Consider the following 22,940-nt stretch of genomic DNA (forward strand, 5'->3'; position numbering starts at 1 on the left):
AGAGTCTATATTCCTGAACATCCCATGAGCCTATCTAGCCCAGAAGTTTGCGATCGCCTCTTTCAGCGCGCCCAACACCAGGGTCACTGACGCACTGTTCGCGTTCGGGCCCATCATGCCGATCCGCCAGACAGTGTCCGTATACTCACCCACTCCGGCACCGATCTCCATGCTGAAGTGCTCCAAAAGGTAAGCGCGAACGGCGGCCGAGTTGACGCCGTCGGGCACTTTGACGGTGGTGAGGCTCGGCAACCGGGAGCCTTCGGCGGCGAACAGTTCGAGGCCCATCTCCTGCAAGCCGTCCTGCAGTGCGGTGCCCGCTGCCCGGTGGCGGGCTTGGACGACGTCGAGACCTTCGGCGAGGATGCGTCCCAACGCGGCATCAAGACCGGCGATCATGGTGACCGGCGCGGTGTGATGATACGTCCGGGCGCCGGACGCGGCGCCGACGTAGCCGCCAAGCAACCCAATATCCAGGTACCACGAGCGCGGGTCTTTGATACGTCGTTCGAAGGCCCTGTCAGAGACCGTGAACGGTGCGAGCCCTGGCGGCACGCCGAGGCACTTTTGGGTTCCGGCATATCCGACGTCGATCCCCCAACCGTCTGCCAAAAGTTCCAGTCCGCCGATGGACGTCACCGCGTCGGTGATCAGGAGCGCATCGCCTTTGCCGGCGCCGAGAGCGGCGATATCGGACAGAACGCCTACGGACGTCTCGGCGTGGACCGCAGCAATGACCTTCGGGTTCGGATGGGCGGACAGGACGCGGTCCGCATCAACGGGTTGACCCCACTCGTGGTCCACGCGGATCACGGTGGCACCGCAGCGTCGGGCAACTTCGCACATGCGGGCGCCGAAGAGGCCATTGACGGCGATCACGACAACGTCGCCGTCGGAAACGGTGTTGATGAAGGCAGCTTCCATGCCTCCCGAGCCTGTGGCACTCAAGGGAAGGGTCCGGGCATTGGTGGTTCCCCACACCGAACGGAGGCCGTCACAAACCCGGTCCAGCCGCTCAATGAACACCGGGTCAAGGTGTCCCAGAACGGGCCAGGACAGGGCGGCCACGGCTTCGGGGTAGCAATTGCTCGGTCCGGGACCAAACAGGAATCTGGAGGTCAGGATGTCTGGCATGGGGCGAACTCCTTCAACGGGTTGGGGTCATTCTGCCGCAGCCCGGCCAGTGGAGCGAGCAGGGTCCACTGGGAGGGGCTACGCGCCGTCCGAAATAGGCGGTTCGTCATCGAAAATTCTCCTGCGACTCCGCGTGTCCACATTTAGCTGGTTGGATTCGCCGCGAATGGCATCACTAACTTAGCTCTGGCTACACACGTAAGGGCGGAGGCTTGTCTTGATCGACGGCCCGCGAGGATTAGGTGGAAAGTTGAGATTTCGTGCTTTGGGCTTCACAACAGCCTTGTTGGTCTTCACCCTTGCAATGTCATCGTGCTCGGCAGCCGACTCCAGAAAGCCCGGCGAAGACGAGTCCGGTTCAACGTCTACAACTCCACCTTCTGCTTCAACAACGGCCAGTGCACCACCAAGCCCCAGCACATCTCGGCCCCAATCCCCCTCACCAACCGACACCGCCTTGCGTGAAGAAGCCTCAAGCACCCCTGAGTCTTCCACTCTCTCGACGCAGAAGGCCGGGTCCAAATTGTCACTAGCAGACTTCTTTGACCCGGACGGCAGTTGGAGCGAGAACCGCTTTGACGTTGCAGACAGATCGGGAGTCTCCGGTATCGCTGCTCAGGTTAGTGGTTACGGCCAGTCGCAGACCCTGGAGCTTCGGCTGCAAAACAACTTCAATACCGTGGCATTCAACGTAGGACAGTCCAACGATTCGAAGTCTTCGGACAAAATGCTGGTTGTCAGGGTTGTGGGAAACGGCAAACAACTTGACGTTCAAAAGGTTCCGTTTAACACGATCCAGCCCATATCGGTCCAAACCAAGATGGTGAACGCCCTCAAAATCGAAGTAAGCGCGGAAGCCCCTCAAGGCAGCGACTGGAAGTCGCTGACGGCGGTTATCTCTGATGTGACCGTCCGCTAGTTCGCATGTCCAGTCCAGAAATCGAAAATGCGCCCGAGGAACCCACGAAACACCGCCGAGTCAGTCTGTCCGTGCTTGCAGGAATTGCAACTGTCTTGGGTACTCTCGTGACCGGGGCAACCTTTTACATGGATCACTTGATCCCCAAGCCAAGTGGCTCGCCCAGTACTTCGGCATCCTCTGCCTCACCAGGCCACCACTCAATGCAGGGTAGCAGCCGGTCCGAGGAAGCATCTCAGCGCGCAGTCGGGCAGTGCTTGGACGAGTTCTGGGCTGTGACTGCCTGCGACCGCGCTCATTCGGCTGAACTGGTTTCGACCGACGGCCCTTGCGATTCTTCCGCGCTGGTCAAATATGCTGGAGGCATTCCTTACGTGGACACACTGCGCCGAGACATTGCCTTGCGGGCTATAGACTCGGTTGGCTGCGTCGTCACGACGCCCACGCCACTGGCATTCAAGGTCAAAGATGGCCTTTTGAGCGCGGACAACGCTTCCCTCAGGCTGTGCTGGGACCAATTCTCATAGCGGGACAAAAGCTGTGATCAGCCGCATTCCGCTGAGGTCGTTTACTCAACCAGCGCTTCAGGCACGGCAGATACAGACTGCAGACAGCGAGCCGAAACGTACACTGGGGCCGCCTTTAGCCGGTATGAGGCCAAACTTGAAGTTCTCCGTGAGGATTCTTCAGCAGGTGTCAGCTGTCTGGTTCAGGTCAAAGGAAACAACAATCTAGACGGATCCATCAAGAACCTTGCTACCAAGGCACTTCCCACTTCGCCACGCAACTGAAGCAGCGCTGCGGGGACCGCTCAACTGGCCAAAACCCAAACAGAGGGCGCAAAGCGGGCCCTCCACCGGTAGTTCCAAGCGGCAACTGCTAAGGTTACTCACCATTATTGAGGCCGCCACGATAGGGGACGAGAGTGACGACTGAAGGAAACGGGCAGCCTGGACAAGGCGTCCGCGGGGAAGTGCAACAGGATCGATTCGTCGCGGGCCAAGACCTCACCCGCTGGAAATCCCCGGCGGGCCGTGCCCTGGCCGCGGGCGTGCAATGGATTACCAATCTCCTGGGCCCGTACGCCGCGCTGGTCATCACCCTCGGAATTGGCCTGCTTGTTGCGATCGCCTTGGCTGTTGCCTTCGGCGAAGTCTACGAATCGGTAGTTGAGGCCGATGGTGTGGCCGGGCTGGATCATCCCGCCTTAGACGCAGCCAAATCCATCCGCTCCCCCGCCCTGGACACGATCACCACGGCCTACACGAACGTCGGCGGAACGGTCGGCATGCCTATCCTTGCCGTGGGAATCATGCTTCTCCTGGCGTTGAGGCGGAAGTCGTGGACCCCGGTGATCCTGATGTTGGCCGCAGGACTGGGCTCGTTGCTCATGACGGTGCTTGGGAAGCCGCTTTTCGGACGCACCCGGCCGGACCTCAGCGATGCCATTCCTCCTTATGAGCACTCCCCATCGTTCCCCAGCGGGCATTCGTTGAACGCGATAGTCATAGCCGGCATCGTGGCCTACCTGGTCATCCTCCGCGTCAAGACCCTCAGGGGCCGGGTCACAACCATTGCCATAGCCACGGTCTTCTCGTTGACCATGGGCTTGAGCCGGGTCTACCTGGGCCACCACTGGCTGACTGATGTGCTGGCGGCGTGGGCCCTGGGCATCGCGTGGCTCGCCTTGGTTATCACGGCCCACCGTCTTTATCTGACGGTGCGCACAAGCCACCGCAAGGAGGTAGCCTCTTGACACGCCCCCAGCACCTCAGCTTCACTTATTACGTATGCTGAAATAACAGTTCCATGATGCGGAAGCAAGGAGCGCAAGCTTCCCCCGGCCAGACAACCAGGGTTCCGCATAGCCCACACCATGGATGCCAGCATTTGCACGAGGATGAAACAAGCATGGAGCTTGCAGTATTCAACAGTGTTGACCGTGACGAAGCCATCAAGGTCCTGACCCCTTGCCTGGACATCACCCGCTGGGTGGAAACCATCGTCGATGCCCGCCCCTTCGCCAGCGTGGACGAGTTGCTGGGCCAGGCCAACAACGCCGCCGAACCGTTCACCCCGGAAGAGGTGGAGTCCGCAATGGCCCACCACCCCCGGATCGGCGAACGCCCCAAAGCCCAGACCACCGAAGCCGCAATGTCCCGCTCGGAGCAGGCCGGCGTGGATGTCAGTGACGCAACCGCGGCGGCCCTGGCTGACGGTAACCGCGACTACGAAGAAAAGTTCGGCAGGGTCTTCCTGATCCGCGCCGCCGGTCGCAGCGCGCAGGAAATCCTGGCCACACTCCAGGAACGCCTCACCCACACCCCCGAGCAAGAAGACACGATCGTGGCCGAACAGCTCCGGGAAATCGCACTGCTGCGCCTCTCCGGCCTGGTCAGCGAAGGAGCCAACGCATGAGCGTTTCACAAGTCACCACCCATATCCTCGACACCGGTTCCGGCCGCCCGGCGACGGGTGTCGCCGTCGTGCTTTACGTGCGCGAAGGCGACAACTGGACGCTGGTGGGCAAGGGCGAAACCGACGCCGATGGCCGCATCAAGAACCTCGGCCCCGAGCGGATTCCCGGCGGCGCCTACCGCCTCAACTTCGCCACCGGTGCCTACTACGAGGGCCTCGGCACCGAGACATTCTTCCCCGAAGTGGACCTGAACTTCACGGTTTCGGACGCCGGCGAGCACTACCACGTGCCGCTCCTCCTGAGCCCGTTCGCGTTCTCCACCTACCGCGGCAGCTGACCAAGCCTGCCGCCCGTAACGCCCTTCGGCCCGAGCCGGAGGGCGTTACTTTTACCCAAACCCGGAAAGGTAGGCTGGAAGGCATGGCTTCCGAGGACACCCCCACCCCCGCACCGGACAACGAACCGCCCGCACGCCGCGACATCACCGTGCGCCGCGCGCCCAAGTTCGTGCCGTTCATGATCCTCGGAGCCATCGTCGGCGCAATCGTCGCGGCCATCATTGCCTACGGCCGCCCCGCCGATCCTGAATTCGACGCCAGCACCGTCTTTGGCTTCTTCCTCGTGGCCTGCGCCGCCGGTGGCGTCATCCTCTTCTCCATCCTCGCCCTGGTCCTGGACCGCATCAGCGTCAGGCGAACCCGGCGCGCGGTGGTGGAAGCGGTGCCGGATTCGGTTCCGGACGAGGGTCCAGAGCACGACGGCGGACGCTGACTTTCGGCCCTTTTCTCGCGTTTCGGTGGGGTGCCACTGTGAGACGCGCCGCATTTTGCGCGTGTCGCGCTTGATACAGGGGTCACAAAACCGGAGCGGGAACTTACCACGGCCACAACATGAGACAATCGACCAGTGGCACGTGGCGACGGAAAACTTTCACATGATCTTCTCCCCGGCGAAAAAGGCCCCCAGGACGCTTGTGGCGTCTTCGGGGTTTGGGCTCCCGGTGAAGAAGTAGCAAAACTCACCTATTACGGGCTGTATGCGCTGCAGCACCGCGGACAAGAGTCGGCTGGTATCGCTACCAGTGACGGCAAGCGCATCAACGTCTACAAGGACATGGGCCTCGTTTCCCAGGTCTTTGATGAGACCACCCTGAATACCCTCACCGGACACCTGGCCGTTGGCCACTGCCGGTACTCCACCACCGGCGCAAGCCACTGGGCCAACGCGCAGCCCACCCTGGGCGCCACCGCAACAGGCACCGTGGCCTTGGCCCACAACGGCAACCTGACCAACACTGCTGAGCTGCGCGAGATGATCCTGCAGCGCAACAACGGCCAGCTCACCGGCGAAATGAAGCAGGGCAACACTTCGGACACTGCGCTGGTGACCGCGCTCCTTGAGGGCGAAGAAGGCAAGACCCTGGAGCAGACCGCGCTGGAGTTGCTGCCCAAGATCAAGGGTGGCTTCTGCTTCGTCTTCATGGATGAAGGAACCCTCTACGCAGCCCGCGACACGTACGGCATCCGCCCGCTCTGCTTGGGCCGCCTTGACCGTGGTTGGGTAGTCGCCTCCGAGCAGGCCGGCTTGGCCACCGTTGGCGCCAGCTTCATCCGCGAGATCGAGCCCGGCGAATTCATTGCCATCGACGAAGAGGGCGTCCGCTCCCAGCGCTTCGCCGATGCCACCCCGGCCGGCTGCGTCTTCGAGTACGTCTACCTGGCCCGTCCGGACGCAGCCATCGCAGGCCGTTCCGTGTACGAGTCCCGCGTGGAAATGGGCCGCCAGTTGGCCCGCGAAAACACGCACGAGGCTGACCTGGTCATTCCTGTGCCGGAATCCGGTACCCCGGCAGCCGTTGGCTACGCCGAACAGTCCGGCATTCCGTTCGCGCACGGCTTCGTGAAGAACGCCTATGTTGGCCGTACCTTCATCCAGCCTTCGCAGACCCTCCGCCAGTTGGGCATCCGCCTCAAGCTCAACGCCTTGGAATCCGTGATCCGCGGCAAGCGCATTGTGGTGGTGGACGACTCGATCGTCCGCGGCAACACCCAGCGCGCCATTGTCCGGATGCTCCGCGAAGCAGGCGCCAAGGAAGTCCACGTCAAGATCTCTTCGCCGCCTGTCCAGTGGCCCTGCTTCTACGGCATCGACTTCGCCTCGCGTGCCGAGCTCATCGCCAACGGAGCCACCATCGAGGAAATCTCCCAGGCCATCGGTGCCGACTCGCTGGCTTATATCTCCGAAGACGGCATGATCGGGGCAACCCAGCAGCCGCGCGAACGCCTGTGCACGGCCTGCTTCACGGGCAAGTACCCCATCGAACTGCCGCACGCAGACAAGCTGGGCAAGAACCTGCTGGAACGCACGGACCTGGGTGGCCTGCCCTCCGCTGAAGCGCTCAACGACGCCGCTGCCTCCGATTCCGAGGATCCGGCGGATAAGCCCGGCGCTACCGGCTGCGATCCGGGACCCGACGCCGAATTCGAGAACCTCCTGACCGACGCTGATCGTTTGACCGACGCCGACAAGAAAGAGTCTGTATGACCTCCGCAACCCCAGCCGCCGAGAACAACGCCGGCATCACCTACGCTTCGGCGGGTGTCGACGTTGAAGCAGGCGACCGCGCCGTCGAACTCATGAAGGACGCCGTGAAGGCGACCCACAACGCCTCGGTGATTGGCGGCGTCGGCGGTTTCGCAGGCCTGTACGACGTCTCCAAGCTGCTGACCTATAAGAAGCCGCTGCTTGCCACGTCCACCGACGGTGTAGGCACCAAGGTAGCCATCGCCCAGGCCATGGACATCCATGACACCATCGGTTTCGACTTGGTGGGCATGGTTGTGGACGACATTGTGGTTGTTGGCGCCGAGCCGCTCTACATGACCGACTACATCGCCTGCGGCAAGGTTGTCCCGGAGCGCATCGCGGACATCGTCCGTGGCATCGCTTCCGCTTGCTCCGTGGCAGGTACCGCCCTGGTGGGTGGCGAAACCGCTGAGCACCCGGGCCTCCTGGGCGAGCACGAGTACGACGTCGCAGGTGCCGCCACCGGTGTGGTGGAAGCCGACGCCCTCCTGGGCCCGGACCGCGTCCGCGCCGGCGACGTCGTGATCGGCATGGCCTCCTCCGGCCTGCACTCCAACGGGTACTCCCTGGTCCGCCGCGTCATCAACCACGCCGGCTGGGCACTGGACCGCCAGGTTTCCGAGCTCGGCCGCACGCTGGGTGAAGAACTCCTGGAGCCCACCCGCGTCTACGCCGCCGACTGCCTGGACTTGGCCCGCACCTTCCCGGTGAACTCCGCCAACGCTGTGCACGGCTTCAGCCACGTCACCGGCGGCGGCCTCGCAGCCAACCTGGCCCGGGTCCTCCCCCAGGGCCTCGTGGCTACCGTTGACCGCGCCACGTGGGAACTCCCCGCGATCTTCAAGCTGGTCTCCGAGCTGGGCAACGTCCCCCTGGCCGATCTGGAGCGTACGCTGAACCTCGGCGTGGGCATGGTCGCCATCGTCTCCCCCGAGGCCGCAGACGCAGCCGTGACGCGCCTCAACGAGCGCGGCCTGCCGTCGTGGGTCATGGGTACGGTCGCTGCCGACTCGGACTCCATCGACAAGACCGGCCCGGACTACGTCCAGGGTGCCAAGGGCGTCGACGGCGGCGCGGTCCGTTTGGTGAATGCCTACGCCTAGGCGCAATGATCGAAGAAGGAACGGCCCGGCAGTTGGAAACCAACTGTCGGGCCGTTCTGCATCTCCGGGCGTCCCCAACTGGGTCGCATCTGTGCGCGTTATGAGGGCTCAAAACGCGCACAAATGCGACCTACTTGGGTGAGGTGATCTGGATGAGGCTCAGCACGCCGCCTTGAGGGTCCCTGATGGTAGACAGTGAACCTTCCTCGGGGTGGTCCTCCGGTTCAACCAACAGTTCGCCGCCCGCGGCCACGGCGGTTGCGGCCGCCGCCCGGAGGTCTGCCACGCCGAAGTACACCTGCCAACCGGCGTCGTCGCCCTCCTCAGCAGGGACTATCCCGGCCACCTCATCACCGTTGACCATCAGCGTCGAGTAGCTGCCGCCGTCGTCCTGGGGATACTCGGTGACCTCGTACCCGAAAAGTTGTTGGAAGAACGCCACCGCAGCCTGCGGCCCGGGGGTCAGCAACTCGGCCCATGCCAAGGCGCCGGCCTCGTTGAAGCGGTGACTTCCTGTATGGGTTCCCGCCTGCCAGATGCCCGTGGTTCCACCGCCCGGCGGCGCGACGAAGGCCAGCGTTCCCGTATCCGCCACTTGCTCGGGACCGAACTCGAGATTCCCTCCCGCGTGCGTGGCGTCCTCAGCGACTTCCTCGGCATCTGTTGCGGCGAGGTAGATGTTCCACTGACCATGGGTTCCGGCGGCCTGCTGCAGGGGATTCTGTGGTGCAATCACAGCCACGAGGTCATTGTCGAGGAACGCCTGCGAGTAGCTGCGGCCATCGGGAGTGGGCAGGTCCTTGAAGGTCCAGCCGAACACCTTTCCGTAGAAGTCCTTGGCCGCGGCGACGTCCCTGGTTTGCAGGTCAGCCCAGCACGGTTCCCCGCTTGAGTAATGGTTCCGGGCGCTCATGCTGAGAGGCCTGTCATGATGCTGAACGCGGCGCCGGCCGGGTCCATCAGCACGCCCATCCGCCCGACGCCCGGAACGTCGAAGGCCGGAACGATCACGTGGCCGCCCAATTCCACGGCGTAACCCACCGTCTGGTCAACGTCGACCACGCTGAAGTAGGTCATCCAGAAAGGCGACAGACCTTCGATCGGAAGCTTCAACGCCCCGGCAACGGCACGGCCATCGACTACCAGGTCCGTGTAGTCCACACGGCCGCCGGCCGGCCTGGTTTTGCTGGTGCAGCCCGTGACGGCCTCGTAAAACGCCAAAGCCTTGGGGACATCGTTGGTCTGGAGTTCGTTCCAGATCATGGTTCCGGGCTCATTAACGAGCCCCGATCCTGGGTGGCTGCCCGCCTCCCAGAAGCCGATCTGCGCCCCGGTCGGATCGGAAGCGAAGAAGATCCGGCCACCTCCGTTGGGAACGCTGTCCGGCGGGAAGAGGAGCGTCCCCCCGGCGGCTACGGCCCGTTCCGCAGCATCATCCGCAGAGTCCACGGCAAGGTAGTTGGCCCAGTAGGATGGCATTCCTTCAGGAGCGTCAGGCATCTGCTGCATCATGCCTGCAACGAACCGCCCCTTTAGCCTGGCCATGTAATAGGTCATGCCTGGACCCGCGTCCATGGCATCCAATTCCCAGCCGAAGATGTCGCTGTAGAACCTCTTGGAAACCTCAATGTCCGTGGAGGACAGGTCCACCCAGCATGGTGTGCCCTGCTTGTACCGATCGACCTCCGGCATGGCTTTCCTTTCAGCGTCCCTTTGCCCCCCAGCAACCGTCGTCCTCCCTCAACTTAGTACCGGGGTCTGACAAGGACAACGCACCGGTCAGGAAGCGGGCCCCGCAAGGTGCTGGGATCTTAGGCAAGAGGAAGGCCCGCAGGGTACGCCAATGGCTGGCGTGCCCTACGGGCCCTCTTCAGAGATTTCCGGCACCAGATGATGCACGAACAAACCTTGATGTACGACGGCGGTACGCAACTCAGTGCCCAAAGGCACCTGTTGGTTGCGACAGCTATCCGAGACGGCGGGTGTCTACCTCGTCGTCGTCGTCTTCCGCGTACTTGTCCTCGTAAGCCGAGTAGTCCGGCTCCGGGGGATCTTCGGGGAAGTGGCTCTTTGCACGACTGGATGGGCCCGTGAGCTCACGCTCAAGTGCCGAATAGTCAGTGTTCGGGGAGTAGTACTTGATGTCCCGAGCCTGCTTGGTAGCTTTTGCCTTTTGACGGCCGCGCCCCATGGCGTGACCCCCTTTTGTACTTGGACCGGAGGTGGTCACCTTGGCTATCGGTGAGGCCCCGGAATGTTTGGTCAATTTGTCGTATGTCTAGATTACATGGTTTCCGGGGTGCCTGCGTGCCACCTGGAGGCCGCGCCGGGCCATTCAACACCCGAAAGCAGCTCAGGGCACCTCCCATGCACCCGAAAATTGGGTAGAGTCTGCCTCAATGCGGCGTCAGAGCAGGAAGGCACACCACCGGAATGAGTCAGGACAACACTCCACCCCGTGACGGTTCATCGCGCGAGCCAGGCGAAGAACAGGTCCCGCCCGCCTCGAATGTGCCTCCAGAACCCCAACAGCCCAACCAACCACCGGTTCCACCCCAGCCGCTCTCGCCGCCGCACTCCTTTCCTCCGCCGGGCGGCAACCCGCAACAGGGCCCACCTCCCCAGCAGGGGGCCTTCGGCCAGCCGGTGTACCCGAACCAGCCAAGCGGCCCTGCCCAGCAGGCGTACGCCGGACAAGACCCCGCCTACCAGCAGGAGCCCGAGCACCCTGACGCGGTCAAACGCCAGAGGTTGGTTATTGGCGGGATCGTCCTGGGCGTCCTGGTGCTTATCGGTGTTGTGATCTGGGTACTCCTGAGCCTCCTGGGCACCCGCCCTGAGGCCGTGGCCCCGTCGCCCACCCCGACGGCGACCTTGGGCCCGCTCCCGCGGGATACGGACTCCAGGGACTTCCAGGTGGGCGACTGCTTCGCGGAGTTCGATCCCAACGCCACCAAGGCCAAGGCCGTTGCGTGCGATACCGAACACACTGCCCAGCTGGGCGCCATCCATACCTATGCCCAGGACGATTCCTTCCCCGGCACCAACGCCCTCCGGGACAAGGGCAGGGAGGTATGCAAGAGCATCAAGTTCAACGACGCCGTGGACAACTACACCAATCTGCTCCAGCAGAACGTCTATCCGAGCCAGAGCAGCTGGGACCGTGGCGATCGCCGGGTTGACTGCTTCATTGTGGTGAACACGGGCAGCACGCTCAAGGAAGACCTGCTCCGGAAATAGCTATTCTCGCCACTCCCGGAGCAGGCCGCAGCCTACTTCCGGCGGACAGAGAGCCCGGTGCCCGCCGGCATGCCGCCGTCGAGGTCCAAGGACTCAAGCCCCTCGATGGTGAGTTCGTCCACGTCGGCGGCCGTGTCCACCAGGACCGTATCGCCGTCGCTGATGTCGCCGGCCAGGATTTCCTTGGCCAGGCGGTCTCCGATCTCACGCTGCACCAAGCGGCGCAGCGGCCGGGCACCGTACGCCGGATCGTAGCCGGACATCGCAAGCCAGGCCCTGGCACCATCAGTCACTTCAAGCGTGAGCCGGCGGTCACGCAGGCGCTTGGTCAGCTCGGCGACGTGCAACTCAACAATCCGGGCGAGCTCCTCGACCGAGAGGGGATCGAACAGGACGATCTCATCGAGGCGGTTCAGGAACTCGGGCTTGAAGGATGCCCGGACCACGGCCATGACAGCTTCGCGCTTGGCCTTGGCCTCGAGGGTGGTGTCCACCAGGAACTGGCTGCCCGAGTTTGAGGTCAGCACCAGGATGGTGTTGCGGAAGTCCACGGTGCGGCCCTGGCCGTCGGTGAGGCGGCCGTCGTCGAGCACTTGCAGGAGGATGTCGAACACCTCGGGGTGGGCCTTCTCAACCTCGTCCAACAGCACCACTGAGTACGGCCTGCGCCGAACCGCTTCGGTGAGCTGGCCACCCTCTTCGTAGCCGACGTATCCCGGAGGAGCACCCACCAGGCGGGCCACCGAGTGCTTCTCGCCGTACTCGGACATATCGATCCGGATCATGGCGCGCTCGTCGTCGAAGAGGAAATCAGCCAGCGCCTTGGCCAGCTCCGTCTTGCCGACGCCCGTCGGGCCGAGGAACAGGAACGAACCCGTGGGGCGGTTGGGGTCGCTGATGCCGGCGCGGGCGCGGCGGACAGCATCGGACACAGCCTGGACGGCCTTGGCCTGGCCGATCAGGCGCCTCCCCAGCTCGGCCTCCATGTGCAGCAGCTTCTGGGACTCCCCCTGCAGCATGCGGCCCGCGGGGATTCCCGTCCAGGCCGAAATGACTTCGGCGATGTCGTCGGCGGTGACCTCTTCGGCCACCATCAGCTCCGGCTCCGAATCGCTGCGGGCCGATTCCTCCTCGGCGGCGGCGTTGAGCTCACGTTCCAGCGCGGGCAACTCGCCATACAGAATGCGCGACGCCGACTCGAGGTCACCTTCGCGCTGGTGCTTCTCGGCGGCCGAGCGCAGCTCGTCGATCTTGGCCTTGAGGTCACCCACCCGGTTCAGCCCGGCCTTCTCCGCTTCCCAGCGCGCATTGAGCGCCGCGAGGCTCTCCTTCTTGTCCGCCATGTCCGCGCGCAGGGCGGCCAGCCGCTCCACGGAGGCAGGATCGGTTTCACCCTGAAGCGCCAGTTCCTCCATGGTCAGGCGATCCACGGCACGGCGGAGCTGGTCGATCTCCTCAGGCGCGGAGTCGATCTCCATGCGAAGACGCGATGCGGCTTCGTCCACCAGGTCAATGGCTTTGTCCGGGAGTTGGCGGCCGGAAATATAGCGGTTGGAGAGCGTGGCTGCGGCAACCAGGGCCGAGTCGGCGATGGCTACCTTGTGGTGCGCCTCGTAGCGTTCCTTGAGTCCGCGCAGGATGCCGATGGTGTCTTCCACACTCGGCTCACCGACGAAGACCTGCTGGAAACGACGCTCCAGGGCCGGGTCCTTCTCAATGTTCTCGCGGTACTCGTCCAAGGTGGTGGCACCGATCAGGCGGAGCTCACCACGGGCCAGCATCGGCTTGAGCATGTTGCCGGCGTCCATGGCACTCTCGCCCGTTGCACCGGCTCCCACCACGGTGTGGATCTCGTCGATGAAGGTAACGATCTGACCGTTGGAGTTCTTGATCTCCTCCAGGACGGCCTTCAGGCGCTCCTCGAATTCGCCGCGGTACTTGGCTCCCGCCACCATGGAGGCCAGATCCAGGGCGATGAGGGTCTTCCCGCGCAGGCTTTCGGGGACATCGCCGGCCACCATGCGTTGCGCCAGGCCTTCGACGACGGCCGTCTTGCCGACGCCGGGCTCACCGATGAGAACGGGGTTGTTCTTGGTGCGCCGACTCAGCACCTGGACCACGCGCCGGATCTCACTGTCGCGGCCGATCACCGGGTCCAGCTTTCCGGAACGGGCAACTGCGGTCAGGTCGGTTCCGAACTTCTCCAAGGCCTGGAACGTGTTCTCAGGGTCCGGTGAATTGACCTTGCGGTCACCCCGGACACCCGGCAGGGCGGCGAGAAGCGCCTCATGGGAGGCACCGGCGTCGCGCAGCAACTTCCCGACGGCGTCACTTCCGGCCGAGAGTCCCAGCAGCAGGTGCTCGGTTGAGACAAAGGAATCGCCGAGCTTGTCGGCGTCGGCCTGGGCGGCCTGGATGGCCTGCATGGACTGGCGCGACAACTGCGCCTGCTGGACGGAACTGCCCGACGACGACGGCAGCGCCTTGATGGCGGAACTTGCCTGCACGCTCACGGCGTCCGGATCGGCACCCGTCGCCCGGAGGAGGGCAACAGCAACGCCTTCCCGCTGGTCCATGAGGGCTTTCAGCAAGTGTGCGGGCTCCACCTGCGGGTTGCCGGCGGTGGAGGCATTCATGGCGGCCGCAGAAAGGGCCTCCTGGCTTTTGGTGGTGAATTTGACGTCCAAAGAGAGCTCCCCTTCTGGAGTAGAACCAAGGATTACAAAGTTGAGTCTACTACGCTCAACTTTGGATTTTGACTCACTGTGTTCCATGTTTGCCGACGGCGAAACTGCTGTCCAGCGCCGGTGTGCGGATTGCTGTTGAGGGCCACGCCGGCGAAGCCCGCACCCGTACCCGCCCAGCGCACCCGTACCGGCGAAGCCCGCACCCGCACCCGCCCAGCGCACCCGCACCCGCCGAGCGCACCCGTTCCTACGGGTGCGAATGGCGGAAAGTGGTGCGCCTCGTTCCACAAGATCCGGAATGCCCTCAGGAAAGTAGGCTGGGCCCATGGAACCCATCACTTCGGTGCACGAGTTGGAAGAACTGATCGGCCTCCCCCTCGAACGCGTTCGACGCAAGGTGCGGACATCGCTCAGCGACTTTGACCGGCAATGGCTCGCAGCCAGTCCTTTTTGCGTGATCTCGACGGCGAACGCCCAGGGTCGCGTCGACGCCTCGCCCAAGGGTGACCCCGCCGGATTCATCCACGTCCTGGACGACTTCACGATCGCCATCCCGGAAAGGCCCGGCAACAAGCTCGCCTTCGGATTCCACAACATTTTGGAGAACCCGAACGTGGGTATCCTCTCCGTGGTTCCCGGACGAACCGACACCCTGCGCATCAACGGGACGGCCAAGCTGGTCCGGGATGCGGACTTCTTCGATCACATGGTGGTCAAGGGCCACCGTCCGCGGGTTGCCATCGTGGTCAGCGTGGACGAGGTCTTCACCCACTGTGGCAAGGCCTTCATGCGCAGCGGGCTGTGGGAGCCGGATTCCTGGGACATCGCGGGCTTGCCGTCCATAGCCACGCTTTCCAAGACCTACGTCCAGCCGGATACACCGTTGGCGGATCTCGAAGCCTATTATGGGCCGGCTTACGCGGAACGCATGTACCGGGAGTAGATCCGCGTTCCGCCCTGCGCACCCCTTACGTCGCGGCATCGCACCCGTTCGCACTGAGGGCTACCGCTACTACGGGAGCGCACGGCGCGAAGGGGTGCGAGGGCACTATGTGGCGCGCACCGCCGTCGTCAGCGCACCGCCGTCGTACCCGTCCGGAAGGAAGCGAAAGCGATCCGTAAGCATTACCCATGGCCCGCCGGGGGCGCCCGCCGTAACCTGTTCTAGGGAGAGAGTCTCAGGCGCGAAGGAGCGTCCCATGGAATGGATCCGTCCGGACAATCCGGACTATGACGAAACCCGGAAACTCTTCAATGCAATGATCGACCGCAGGCCGGCCGTCATCGCCAGATGCTCCAGCCCTGGCGAGGTGGCAGAGGCACTGAAGCATGCCCGCAACCACAACCTGGAGGTGGCGGTCAGATCGGGCGGGCACTCGGTGGCCGGCATGTCCACCAACGACGGCGGCCTGGTGATTGACGTCCGTCCCATGAAATCCATCAGCGTGGACCCGGAAGCCAAGACTGTCACGGCCGGCGGTGGGCTCACGTGGGGCGAGTTCGACCGGGCCACGCAGCAGCACGGATTGGCGGTCACGGGTGGCCGGGCATCGACGACGGGTGTCTCCGGCTTTACGCTGGGCGGCGGCTCGGGGTGGCTGGAGCGCGCCTACGGATTCGCGTGTGACAACCTGATCTCAGTCGACCTGGTGACTGCTTCCGGCGATTTGGTGACGGCGAGCGAACACGAGAATCCGGAACTCTTCTGGGCATTACACGGTGGCGGCGGCAACTTCGGAGTGGCCACGTCGTTCACGTTTCAACTGCACGATCTGGGTCCGTCGGTCACGGCGGGGTTGATGTTGTTCCCCGGCGAGGCGGCAACGGAAGTGACCCGGGCCTACCGTCAAGTTGCCTTGGACGCGCCGGATCAGGTTGGCACGGCACTCGTTTACCTCACGGCCCCGCCGGAAGAGTTCGTACCCGAGGATATGGTGGGCAAGCTGGCCGTCGGCATGGCCTACCTGTAGGCGGGGAACGTCGAGGAAGGCGCCGAACACGCGAAGCCGTTCAAGGAGCTCGGCCCCACGGTGGACCTCGTTGGACCGATGGGGTACGCCGACTTCCAGTGCATGATCGACGATCCTCCGGATCACTACAACTACTGGAGCGCCGACTACCACGATGAACTCACTGACGATGCCGTGGACATTGTGGTGGACTCGGCAAAGCGGCTGCCAAGTGCGAACTCGGAGCAACTCATCGGCCGCTGGGGCGGTGCGGTGGCCGGCCCTGCGGCGGAGAACACCCCGCTGCTGAACCGTGGCGCCGCCTGGGTCAGCCATCCGTTCGGCCTTGCGGAAACCCCGGAGGGCGGACAGCAAGCCAAGGCGTGGGTGAAGCAGTTCAGGCAGGACATCGCTCCGCATACGAGCGGTGGCGTATGGCTGAACTTCATCGGCGACGAAGGCCAGGACCGCATCATCGCGGCCTACGGCGAGCAAAACTACCGTCGGCTCTCCAAGGTCAAGGCGCAGTTCGATCCCGACAACACGTTCAGGGGGAACCAGAACATCCTTCCAGCGGAGCACTAAGACTCCTTCCCAGTTGCCGTGGACCACACCGGCAATGTTGCCCGTGTTCCGGGGCGGTGGTTGGCGGTAGACACGCCCCGATGGCCGGCAACTGGGAAGGATCAGCCCACCCTCGGCCGTTGAGATCCGGGACTACACTTTGGCCATGGCCATCTACGTCGACCCTCCCCTCTGGCCCGCGCACGGGACCCATTTCTCCCACCTGGTCTCAGACAAGTCGCTCGATGAGCTGCACGCGTTCGCAGAGGCGGCAGGAGTGCCGGAACGGGCTTTCGACGGCGACCATTACGATGTGCCCGAGCGCCGGTACGACGACCTGGTCAAGGCAGGTGCCATTCCCGTCGAGGCCCGGATCCTGGTCCGCAAACTCATCGCCAGCGGCCTCCGGATCCCGGCCCGCGAGCGCAGCAAGGCCCTCACTGTGCCGCTGATGGAGCGCTGGAACAGCACATACCCCGGCCACGAGGAACTCGGCTTGGAGTTGCTGGAACGTTGGGGCGAGGCCACCCGGAAGTACCACGGCCGCACACATCTCCTGGCTGTCCTTGAGGCCCTGGACACCTTGACCGATCCAGCGTTGCCGGCCCGCACTGTTGCCCTTGCCGCGTGGTTCCACGATGCCGTCTATGAAGGGGTTGCAGGCCAGGACGAGGAGGAGTCAGCCCGGCTCGCCGAAGACCGGCTGACCGCGGCCGGCTTGGCCCCGGTCGACGTCGCCGAGGTGGCGCGCCTGGTCCGACTGACGGACAAGCACAGTCCTGAGCCGGGCGATCACGCCGGTGCCCTCTTATGCGATGCGGACTTGTCTGTGCTCGGTGGCGACGAACAGTCCTATGCCAGGTATGTGGCGGCCGTCCGCGAAGACTACGCCCACGTCAGCGACGCTGATTTCGCAAAGGGGCGTGCCGCCGTCGTGCGTCACCTGCTGGGCCTGGACCCACTGTTCCATGGTGACCGCGCCAAGGCGCTCTGGCTGGACGCGGCCCGCCGGAACCTGACCGCGGAACTGGCCTGAGCGAAACCCCGGACCGGATCCGGGTATTCGGGGCGTCCGAGCGTTGCTTTGGGGCTTTTCGATCGGCCCTACACTAGGAGGTGTGACCTCCTACCTCTCTGCTCCACAGGCTCGCCCCTCCGTTGAACACGTCCTCGCCGTTCGCGGCACCGGAGGCTACCGGCAGTACCGGATCCCAGCGCTGGCCGTCAGCACGGCGGGGACCATCCTGGCGGCGTATGACGGCAGGCCCAACCTGGACGACCTGCCCAACACCATCGACCTGCTGCTCCGCCGCAGCAGGGACAACGGCGTCACGTGGGGCGAACAACAGGTGGTCCGCACCGGCACCGGGCTGAACGGATACGGCGATCCCAGCCTTCTGGTTGATGCGGACACGGGACGGATCTTCATGTTCCACGCCGCCGGAACACACGCCGGCTTCTTCGAAGCGGTCGCCGGACTGGAGCCGGACGACGCCGTCCAACATGCCGACGTCAGCTATTCAGACGACGACGGCGGGACCTGGCACCACCGGCGGCTCACCTCATCACTCAAGCCGGTTCACAGTGGTACCACCGGGTTGTTCGCCGCGGCCGGCCAAGGCATCCAGATACACACCGGACCGTTCAAAGGCCGCTTGGTACAGCAGTACGTCCTGCTGGTGGACGGGGAAATCATGGCTGCTTCCGCCCTGAGCGACGATCACGGAGAGAGCTGGACACTCGGCGCGCTGATCGGCACGGGTCCTGCCGGAATCGGACCCAACGAGAACAAGGTGGTATGCCTTGCCGACGGGCGCTTGCTGCTGCACTCCCGGGCCACGCCGTGCCGCCTTGCCGCGATCTCGGAGGACGGCGGACAAACATGGGGACCGTTGACGCCTGTGCCGGACCTGCCCGACCCCAGCGACAACGGATCCCTCACCAGGTTCGACGGGCTGCCGCTGGTCCAGTTGCCGTCCGATACCTCGCATTGGCTCATCGCCACCAACAACCAGGACCCCCATCTTCGCCGCAACACCGTGCTCAGCCTCTCCCCGGACAACGGGGCCACCTGGCCGGCCAAGCTGGTGCTGTGCGAGGGCAGTTCCGCGTACTCCACGGCCACGCGGCTTCCCGACGGCAACGTCGGTGTCCTCTACGAGCGGCAGGGATACCGCGAGATCGTGTTCGCTTCGGTTCCTGCGGAACAACTGGTCTCCCAACTCGCATCCGCTCCGAGTACCCTGCCCAGCGAAGACCGGGATCCGCTCACCTTCCACATGGAACTCCGCTCCATCACCCCGGGCAGGCCCGCACACTGGCAGAACGCCGGTGAATTCCACGTCATACCGTCAAACAGCGATGGCGAGTGGGACGTCCAGACGTGGAAAGAAATCGGCCAAGGGTACGCCGGCCAGGACCAGGTGCTCGGCACGCGGGAAGCGCAGGACCTCAACTACGGCGCCATCATTCCCGGGTACAAGGCCGGGGACATCCTCGCCTTCACCGGACGCGTCCGCAACAGCGGCTCTGAGCCGCTTGCCGACGTCGTACTTCTGGGACCGCACCGGAGCGATTTCCCGGCCACGCGCCTGGAGCCGGGCGAGCAGTCCCTCTATTTCACGCCGAGTTACACCATCACGGAATCGGACCTGCTGGCGGACGCGCTGGAGCTCACGTTCGCGGTGGAGTCCGACGGCGGGAGGTTCCGTTCGGAACGACGCTTCCGGTTCGAGCTGCGCACCGGAAACGTTGCTGCCTCATAGGAACGTGTCGCCTCAGCGGTAGGTGCTGACGAACGGACGGTTGGTGGGCACGATCTGCTTGCCGAGCGGCATCAAGGAAACCGGGATCAGCTTCAGGTTCGCGATGGCCAGCGGGATTCCAATGATCGTCAGGGCCATGGCCACCGCGGTGACCACGTGCCCGATCGCAATCCAGATGCCCGCCACCAACAACCAGATGACGTTGCCCAGCAAAGCGAACACGCCGCTGCCGCCGGGCTTTTCCACCACCATCTGACCGAACGGCCACAGGCAGTAGGCACCAATGCGGAACGAGGCAATGCCCCACGGAATGGTCACGACGAGGACGCAGCAGATGATGCCCGCGGCGAAATAACCGAGGGCGAGCCAGAAGCCGCCAAAAACCAGCCAAATGATGTTGAGCAGAGTTTTCATAGTCACCATTCTCTCGTGCCGGACCGTCCAAAAGCCTAGGGGTCTGCCCTGACTCGCCCCTGACTTTCCTCTCTCACCGAACACCCCCTCCCCCCGGCCCCTCTCTCACCGAACACCTTCTTCCAGGTGGACGCTCGCTCACTGTGCTCACTACGGTGCGGCCAAGAAGACAGAGCGTTCCGAGTTTCGGGCGATTTGGTGATAGCTCGTCGGTTTTGGCCGGGCTCGGCCTAGACTCGGTCCCACTGGCGCCGCCTGTGATGCGCCGCCGCATCCATGAACCACGCACGGAGGACCACCATGAGCACAGAACAGCACACCCTCAGCCTGACCCGCGATTTCGAAGCCCCGCGCGAAAAAGTCTTCGAGGCTTGGATGGAACCGGACCAGCTCACCAAATGGTTTGGACCCGTGGAAGTTGATGCTCCGCGGGAGAAAATCATCGTCGATCCCAGGGTCGGCGGAGTGTGGCAGGTTGTCATGGCATGGACGGATGAGAACGGTCCCCAAGAAGCGCCGATTGAAGCAGTCATCACTCAGCTGAACGCACCGGGTTTGCTGGTCGCAACGGCCAAAGCCGCCCCGGACGCCGACCACGAATACGAAGAGATGCATCTCGAATTCGAAGATCTGGGCGGCAGCCGCACCCGCATGCATCTGACCCAGGGGCCCTTTGCATCGGAAGAGTGGGTGGAAATGACGCGAGACGGCTGGGGCACCTCATTCGAGAAGTTGGATGCAACGCTCGGATAACCGCGAGAGAGTGCTCAAGAACGGGCGATTCAGTGAGAGAGCGTCCCAAAAAACAGGCGGCGCAGTGAGAGAGCGTCCCAAAAAACAAGCGATTCAGTGAGAGAGCGTCCCAACAAACGGGCGGTTCGGTGAGAGAGGGTCGGGGGTCGGGGAAGGGGGAGGCGGGGAAGGGGGACGGGGTAGAGGTGGGGTTAGGCCTTGGCGGCTTCGACGAAGGCCCGGACCTTGGCCAGGTCCTTGACTCCCCGGGAGGACTCGACCCCCGAGGACACATCCACGCCCCAGGCACCGGCCGCGGAAGCAGCGGCAGCAACGTTGCCCGGTTCCAGGCCACCGGCGAGCAGCCAGGAACGGCTGTCCAGACCCTTTTCACGCACGGACGCGTAATCCCAGGCCTCCCCCGAACCAGGCACTGCCGCGTCGATCAGGAACAGTTCCTCCCCCAGATCACCGAACTCTTCCGGGGAGGCACCCATGGTGACTGCGCGGATAAGCCGCATCCCGGCGTCGTGCACTGCCTCAACGTCGGCCGCAGTCCGGTGGCCGTGCAGTTGAACCCATGACAGGCCAGCAGCCTGCGCAAGAGCAACGGCATCGGCAGCGGTCTCGTGGCGGAAGACGCCAACAGCCGCAACACCGGAGGGCACCAAGGGAAGCAACGAACGGACGGTCTCCGGGCTGACTTCGCGTGGGCTGGCCGTGAGGACGAAACCCACCGCGTCGGCACCGGCCGAGACGGCTTCGCGAACGGATTCGGGTGTGCTCAAACCACACACTTTAACGAACATTCCGTGCCTCCAGCCGCTACGCGCCCAACAATCCTCTTATGACGTTAGCAAGTCATATGGCCCATTGTTGAACCGCGCCGGACCACTACGCTGGACGGATGGAGATCATCCGCTTTGCCGACATCCATCCCGAACCGTGGCGCAACGGGGGCGGTGTAACCCGCGAGATCGCAAGCCACCCGAAGGCTGCGTCGGCGCAGGATGGCGCATGGGACTGGCGGCTCAGCATCGCCGATGTCTCCAAAGCCGGCGACTTCTCCAATTTTCCGGGCATGGAACGGGTCCTGACCATCATCGACGGCGACTTGATGCTCCTGACCGTGGACGGTACCGAGCACCCCTTGGAGAAGTACCGGCCGTTCCGTTTCTCGGGCGAAGCCCCCTCCTCGGCCACGCTGCCCACCGGCGACATCCGGGACCTTAACATCATTGCCCGCGCCGACAAGTTCAAGGGCTTTGCGTCCATCGTCGAGCTTTCCAAAAAGCGCCCACACCCCGTTTTTGAGGGCCAGTTCGCGGTTCTGCTGGAGGGCAAGGCAAGCGTTGCGCCCGGCACGGCCGCAGAGGAAACGCCCGACGACGGCGCCGAGCCCGCTGCCGTCGTCGAGGAACCGGTGGAGCTCTCCCGCTACGACGCAGTGGTTGGCTCCGACGTCCGCAGCCCCGAGATTTCCGGCCGCGGGTTCGTGGCGCTCGTCTCCATCGACCACGTCTGAGTGGTGACTTTTGCCACCAGAGGTGGCCACCCCCTGGGGGAGTTGCTAGCCTAGGGACCAAGGTTCCGCTCTGGAACCTCCGGACGACGGTTCAGTACCCGGCACGCGACAAGACTGGCCAAAGGAAAAGTCATGTCGTGGTTAATCCTCATTCTTTCCGGAGCGCTTGAGGCCGTCTGGGCCGCAGCCCTCCACCGTTCCAAAGGCTTCCGCAGGCCCGTTCCCACCATCGTTTTCCTGGTTTCGGTCATCGCCAGCACTGGCGGTCTCGCGATCGCCATGCAATCCATTCCCACGGGTACGGCCTATGCGGTGTGGGTGGGCGTCGGCGTCGTGTTGACCTCCGCTTACGCCATGGTCACCAAGGTTGAACGTCCGACGGCGGCCCGCCTCCTACTGCTCGCAGGCATCGGCGCGTGCGTGGTCGGCCTGAAGGTGGTGGCGTAGCCATGACTGCGAACACGAATCGTGAACCCGTCATTGCTCCGGCGACGGGAGCGGCGAAGTCCGGCATTTTCTGGATCATCCTGCTCGCATCGGCCGTTCTTGAAGCCGTGTGGGCCACTGCCCTGGGCTTGTCCAACGGTTTTACCGTCCTGCTGCCAACACTGGTTTTCGCCGTGACCGCAACACTGAGCATGGTGGGCCTGGGCATCGCCGTGAAACGCATCCCCCTGGGCACTGCCTATGCCGTGTGGGTGGGCATCGGCGCGGCCCTGACGGTTGGCTGGGCCATGATCACCGGTGTTGAGCCGGCCAGCCCCTTGAAGTTGCTGTTCATCGCGGGAATCGTTGGCTGTGCTGCGGGTTTGAAGGCGCTGCCAGCCCACAAGACCGGGACGGATTCCGAGTAGGGTCCCGCACGCGGCGGGGTCTCAATCCATTCCGATGGATCGCTGCACA

Annotated in this window: 24 protein-coding genes and 1 riboswitch; of the genes, 17 read left to right on the top strand and 7 right to left on the bottom strand. The window is 63.9% G+C overall.

Features of this window, described 5'->3' with window-relative positions; all coding sequences use genetic code 11:
- Positions 1–30: 30 nt before the first annotated feature.
- Positions 31–1,134 carry a pyridoxal-phosphate-dependent aminotransferase family protein gene (locus ACIQTZ_RS13365; protein WP_402981454.1) on the bottom strand — a complete coding sequence of 368 codons (1,104 nt, stop codon included), beginning with the start codon at positions 1,132–1,134 and terminating at the stop codon, positions 31–33.
- Positions 1,135–1,591: 457 nt separating this feature from the next.
- Between ACIQTZ_RS13365 and ACIQTZ_RS13370 the strand changes: the two genes are divergently transcribed.
- From ACIQTZ_RS13370 to purM, 7 genes are all read left to right on the top strand, one after another.
- Positions 1,592–2,053, top strand: a complete 462-nt coding sequence (locus tag ACIQTZ_RS13370) for a hypothetical protein (RefSeq protein WP_402981457.1) — start codon at positions 1,592–1,594, stop codon at positions 2,051–2,053.
- A gap of 925 nt (positions 2,054–2,978) precedes the next feature.
- Positions 2,979–3,809 (top strand): phosphatase PAP2 family protein, encoded by an 831-nt coding sequence (locus ACIQTZ_RS13375; protein ID WP_402981460.1) that lies wholly within the window; start codon positions 2,979–2,981, stop codon positions 3,807–3,809.
- A 155-nt stretch (positions 3,810–3,964) separates the two neighbouring features.
- A complete protein-coding gene (uraD, locus tag ACIQTZ_RS13380; RefSeq protein WP_400336832.1) occupies positions 3,965–4,471 on the top strand; it encodes a 2-oxo-4-hydroxy-4-carboxy-5-ureidoimidazoline decarboxylase in 507 nt (168 codons plus the stop codon).
- Entirely contained in the window at positions 4,468–4,809 is a 342-nt protein-coding gene (uraH, locus tag ACIQTZ_RS13385; RefSeq protein WP_400336833.1) for a hydroxyisourate hydrolase, read from the top strand. Before uraD ends, uraH begins: the two co-directional genes overlap by 4 nt.
- An 83-nt stretch (positions 4,810–4,892) precedes the next feature.
- Positions 4,893–5,243 (top strand): hypothetical protein, encoded by a 351-nt coding sequence (locus tag ACIQTZ_RS13390; protein WP_402981463.1) that lies wholly within the window; start codon positions 4,893–4,895, stop codon positions 5,241–5,243.
- A 135-nt stretch (positions 5,244–5,378) separates the two neighbouring features.
- Entirely contained in the window at positions 5,379–7,016 is a 1,638-nt protein-coding gene (gene purF / locus ACIQTZ_RS13395; RefSeq protein ID WP_402945312.1) for an amidophosphoribosyltransferase, read from the top strand.
- Positions 7,013–8,161: a phosphoribosylformylglycinamidine cyclo-ligase gene (gene purM / locus ACIQTZ_RS13400; protein ID WP_402981466.1), complete on the top strand. Its 1,149-nt coding sequence runs from the start codon at positions 7,013–7,015 to the stop codon at positions 8,159–8,161. The genes purF and purM overlap by 4 nt, the downstream gene beginning before the upstream one ends.
- Before the next feature lie 130 nt (positions 8,162–8,291).
- Here the strand turns inward: purM and ACIQTZ_RS13405 are convergent, their stop codons facing one another.
- The 3 genes from ACIQTZ_RS13405 to ACIQTZ_RS13415 form a co-directional block, all read right to left on the bottom strand.
- On the bottom strand, positions 8,292–9,074 hold the full coding sequence (locus ACIQTZ_RS13405; RefSeq protein WP_402981469.1) for a VOC family protein: 783 nt from the start codon (positions 9,072–9,074) through the stop codon (positions 8,292–8,294).
- Positions 9,071–9,853 (bottom strand): VOC family protein, encoded by a 783-nt coding sequence (locus tag ACIQTZ_RS13410; RefSeq protein WP_400336840.1) that lies wholly within the window; start codon positions 9,851–9,853, stop codon positions 9,071–9,073. The genes ACIQTZ_RS13405 and ACIQTZ_RS13410 overlap by 4 nt, the downstream gene beginning before the upstream one ends.
- A 274-nt stretch (positions 9,854–10,127) precedes the next feature.
- The gene (locus ACIQTZ_RS13415; protein WP_347108543.1) at positions 10,128–10,352 is read right to left on the bottom strand and encodes a DUF3073 domain-containing protein; all 225 of its coding nucleotides are present in this window, start codon (positions 10,350–10,352) and stop codon (positions 10,128–10,130) included.
- A gap of 242 nt (positions 10,353–10,594) precedes the next feature.
- Between ACIQTZ_RS13415 and ACIQTZ_RS13420 the strand changes: the two genes are divergently transcribed.
- Positions 10,595–11,401, top strand: coding sequence for a septum formation family protein (locus ACIQTZ_RS13420; RefSeq protein WP_402981472.1), 807 nt, complete (start codon positions 10,595–10,597; stop codon positions 11,399–11,401).
- 32 nt (positions 11,402–11,433) lie between these two features.
- On the opposite strand, the gene clpB is transcribed toward ACIQTZ_RS13420, so the two are convergent.
- Positions 11,434–14,088, bottom strand: coding sequence for an ATP-dependent chaperone ClpB (gene clpB / locus ACIQTZ_RS13425; RefSeq protein ID WP_402981475.1), 2,655 nt, complete (start codon positions 14,086–14,088; stop codon positions 11,434–11,436).
- Between the two features lie 325 nt (positions 14,089–14,413).
- Here clpB and ACIQTZ_RS13430 point away from each other — a divergent pair, with 325 nt between their 5' ends.
- From ACIQTZ_RS13430 to ACIQTZ_RS13450, 5 genes are all read left to right on the top strand, one after another.
- Entirely contained in the window at positions 14,414–15,031 is a 618-nt protein-coding gene (locus tag ACIQTZ_RS13430) for a pyridoxamine 5'-phosphate oxidase family protein (protein WP_402981478.1), read from the top strand.
- Positions 15,032–15,287: 256 nt separating this feature from the next.
- Positions 15,288–16,058, top strand: coding sequence for an FAD-binding oxidoreductase (locus tag ACIQTZ_RS13435; protein WP_402981481.1), 771 nt, complete (start codon positions 15,288–15,290; stop codon positions 16,056–16,058).
- Between the two features lie 60 nt (positions 16,059–16,118).
- On the top strand, positions 16,119–16,622 hold the full coding sequence (locus ACIQTZ_RS13440; RefSeq protein WP_402981484.1) for a BBE domain-containing protein: 504 nt from the start codon (positions 16,119–16,121) through the stop codon (positions 16,620–16,622).
- Between the two features lie 145 nt (positions 16,623–16,767).
- On the top strand, positions 16,768–17,637 hold the full coding sequence (locus ACIQTZ_RS13445) for a DUF4031 domain-containing protein (protein ID WP_402981487.1): 870 nt from the start codon (positions 16,768–16,770) through the stop codon (positions 17,635–17,637).
- 82 nt (positions 17,638–17,719) lie between these two features.
- On the top strand, positions 17,720–19,366 hold the full coding sequence (locus ACIQTZ_RS13450) for an exo-alpha-sialidase (RefSeq protein WP_402981490.1): 1,647 nt from the start codon (positions 17,720–17,722) through the stop codon (positions 19,364–19,366).
- Between the two features lie 12 nt (positions 19,367–19,378).
- Here ACIQTZ_RS13450 and ACIQTZ_RS13455 read toward each other — a convergent pair whose 3' ends face one another.
- Positions 19,379–19,780 carry a YccF domain-containing protein gene (locus ACIQTZ_RS13455; protein ID WP_402981493.1) on the bottom strand — a complete coding sequence of 134 codons (402 nt, stop codon included), beginning with the start codon at positions 19,778–19,780 and terminating at the stop codon, positions 19,379–19,381.
- A gap of 300 nt (positions 19,781–20,080) precedes the next feature.
- Here ACIQTZ_RS13455 and ACIQTZ_RS13460 point away from each other — a divergent pair, with 300 nt between their 5' ends.
- Positions 20,081–20,533: an SRPBCC domain-containing protein gene (locus ACIQTZ_RS13460; RefSeq protein WP_400336855.1), complete on the top strand. Its 453-nt coding sequence runs from the start codon at positions 20,081–20,083 to the stop codon at positions 20,531–20,533.
- Positions 20,534–20,724: 191 nt separating this feature from the next.
- Here ACIQTZ_RS13460 and ACIQTZ_RS13465 read toward each other — a convergent pair whose 3' ends face one another.
- On the bottom strand, positions 20,725–21,321 hold the full coding sequence (locus tag ACIQTZ_RS13465; protein WP_402981496.1) for a phosphoribosylanthranilate isomerase: 597 nt from the start codon (positions 21,319–21,321) through the stop codon (positions 20,725–20,727).
- A gap of 98 nt (positions 21,322–21,419) precedes the next feature.
- On the opposite strand from ACIQTZ_RS13465, the gene ACIQTZ_RS13470 reads away from it, so the two are divergent.
- The 3 genes from ACIQTZ_RS13470 to ACIQTZ_RS13480 all read left to right on the top strand — a co-directional run bounded on the left by ACIQTZ_RS13470 (position 21,420) and on the right by ACIQTZ_RS13480 (position 22,891).
- Positions 21,420–22,037, top strand: a complete 618-nt coding sequence (locus ACIQTZ_RS13470; RefSeq protein WP_402981499.1) for a HutD family protein — start codon at positions 21,420–21,422, stop codon at positions 22,035–22,037.
- Between the two features lie 57 nt (positions 22,038–22,094).
- A riboswitch (guanidine-III (ykkC-III) riboswitch) is annotated at positions 22,095–22,160 on the top strand.
- 9 nt (positions 22,161–22,169) lie between these two features.
- Complete coding sequence (locus tag ACIQTZ_RS13475; protein ID WP_400336861.1) at positions 22,170–22,484, top strand: DMT family transporter; 315 nt, start codon at positions 22,170–22,172, stop codon at positions 22,482–22,484.
- A gap of 2 nt (positions 22,485–22,486) precedes the next feature.
- Positions 22,487–22,891 (top strand): DMT family transporter, encoded by a 405-nt coding sequence (locus ACIQTZ_RS13480; protein ID WP_402981502.1) that lies wholly within the window; start codon positions 22,487–22,489, stop codon positions 22,889–22,891.
- Positions 22,892–22,940: the final 49 nt, after the last annotated feature.

This window comes from Paenarthrobacter sp. NPDC090520, from assembly GCF_044769205.1.
Lineage (GTDB): Bacteria > Actinomycetota > Actinomycetes > Actinomycetales > Micrococcaceae > Arthrobacter.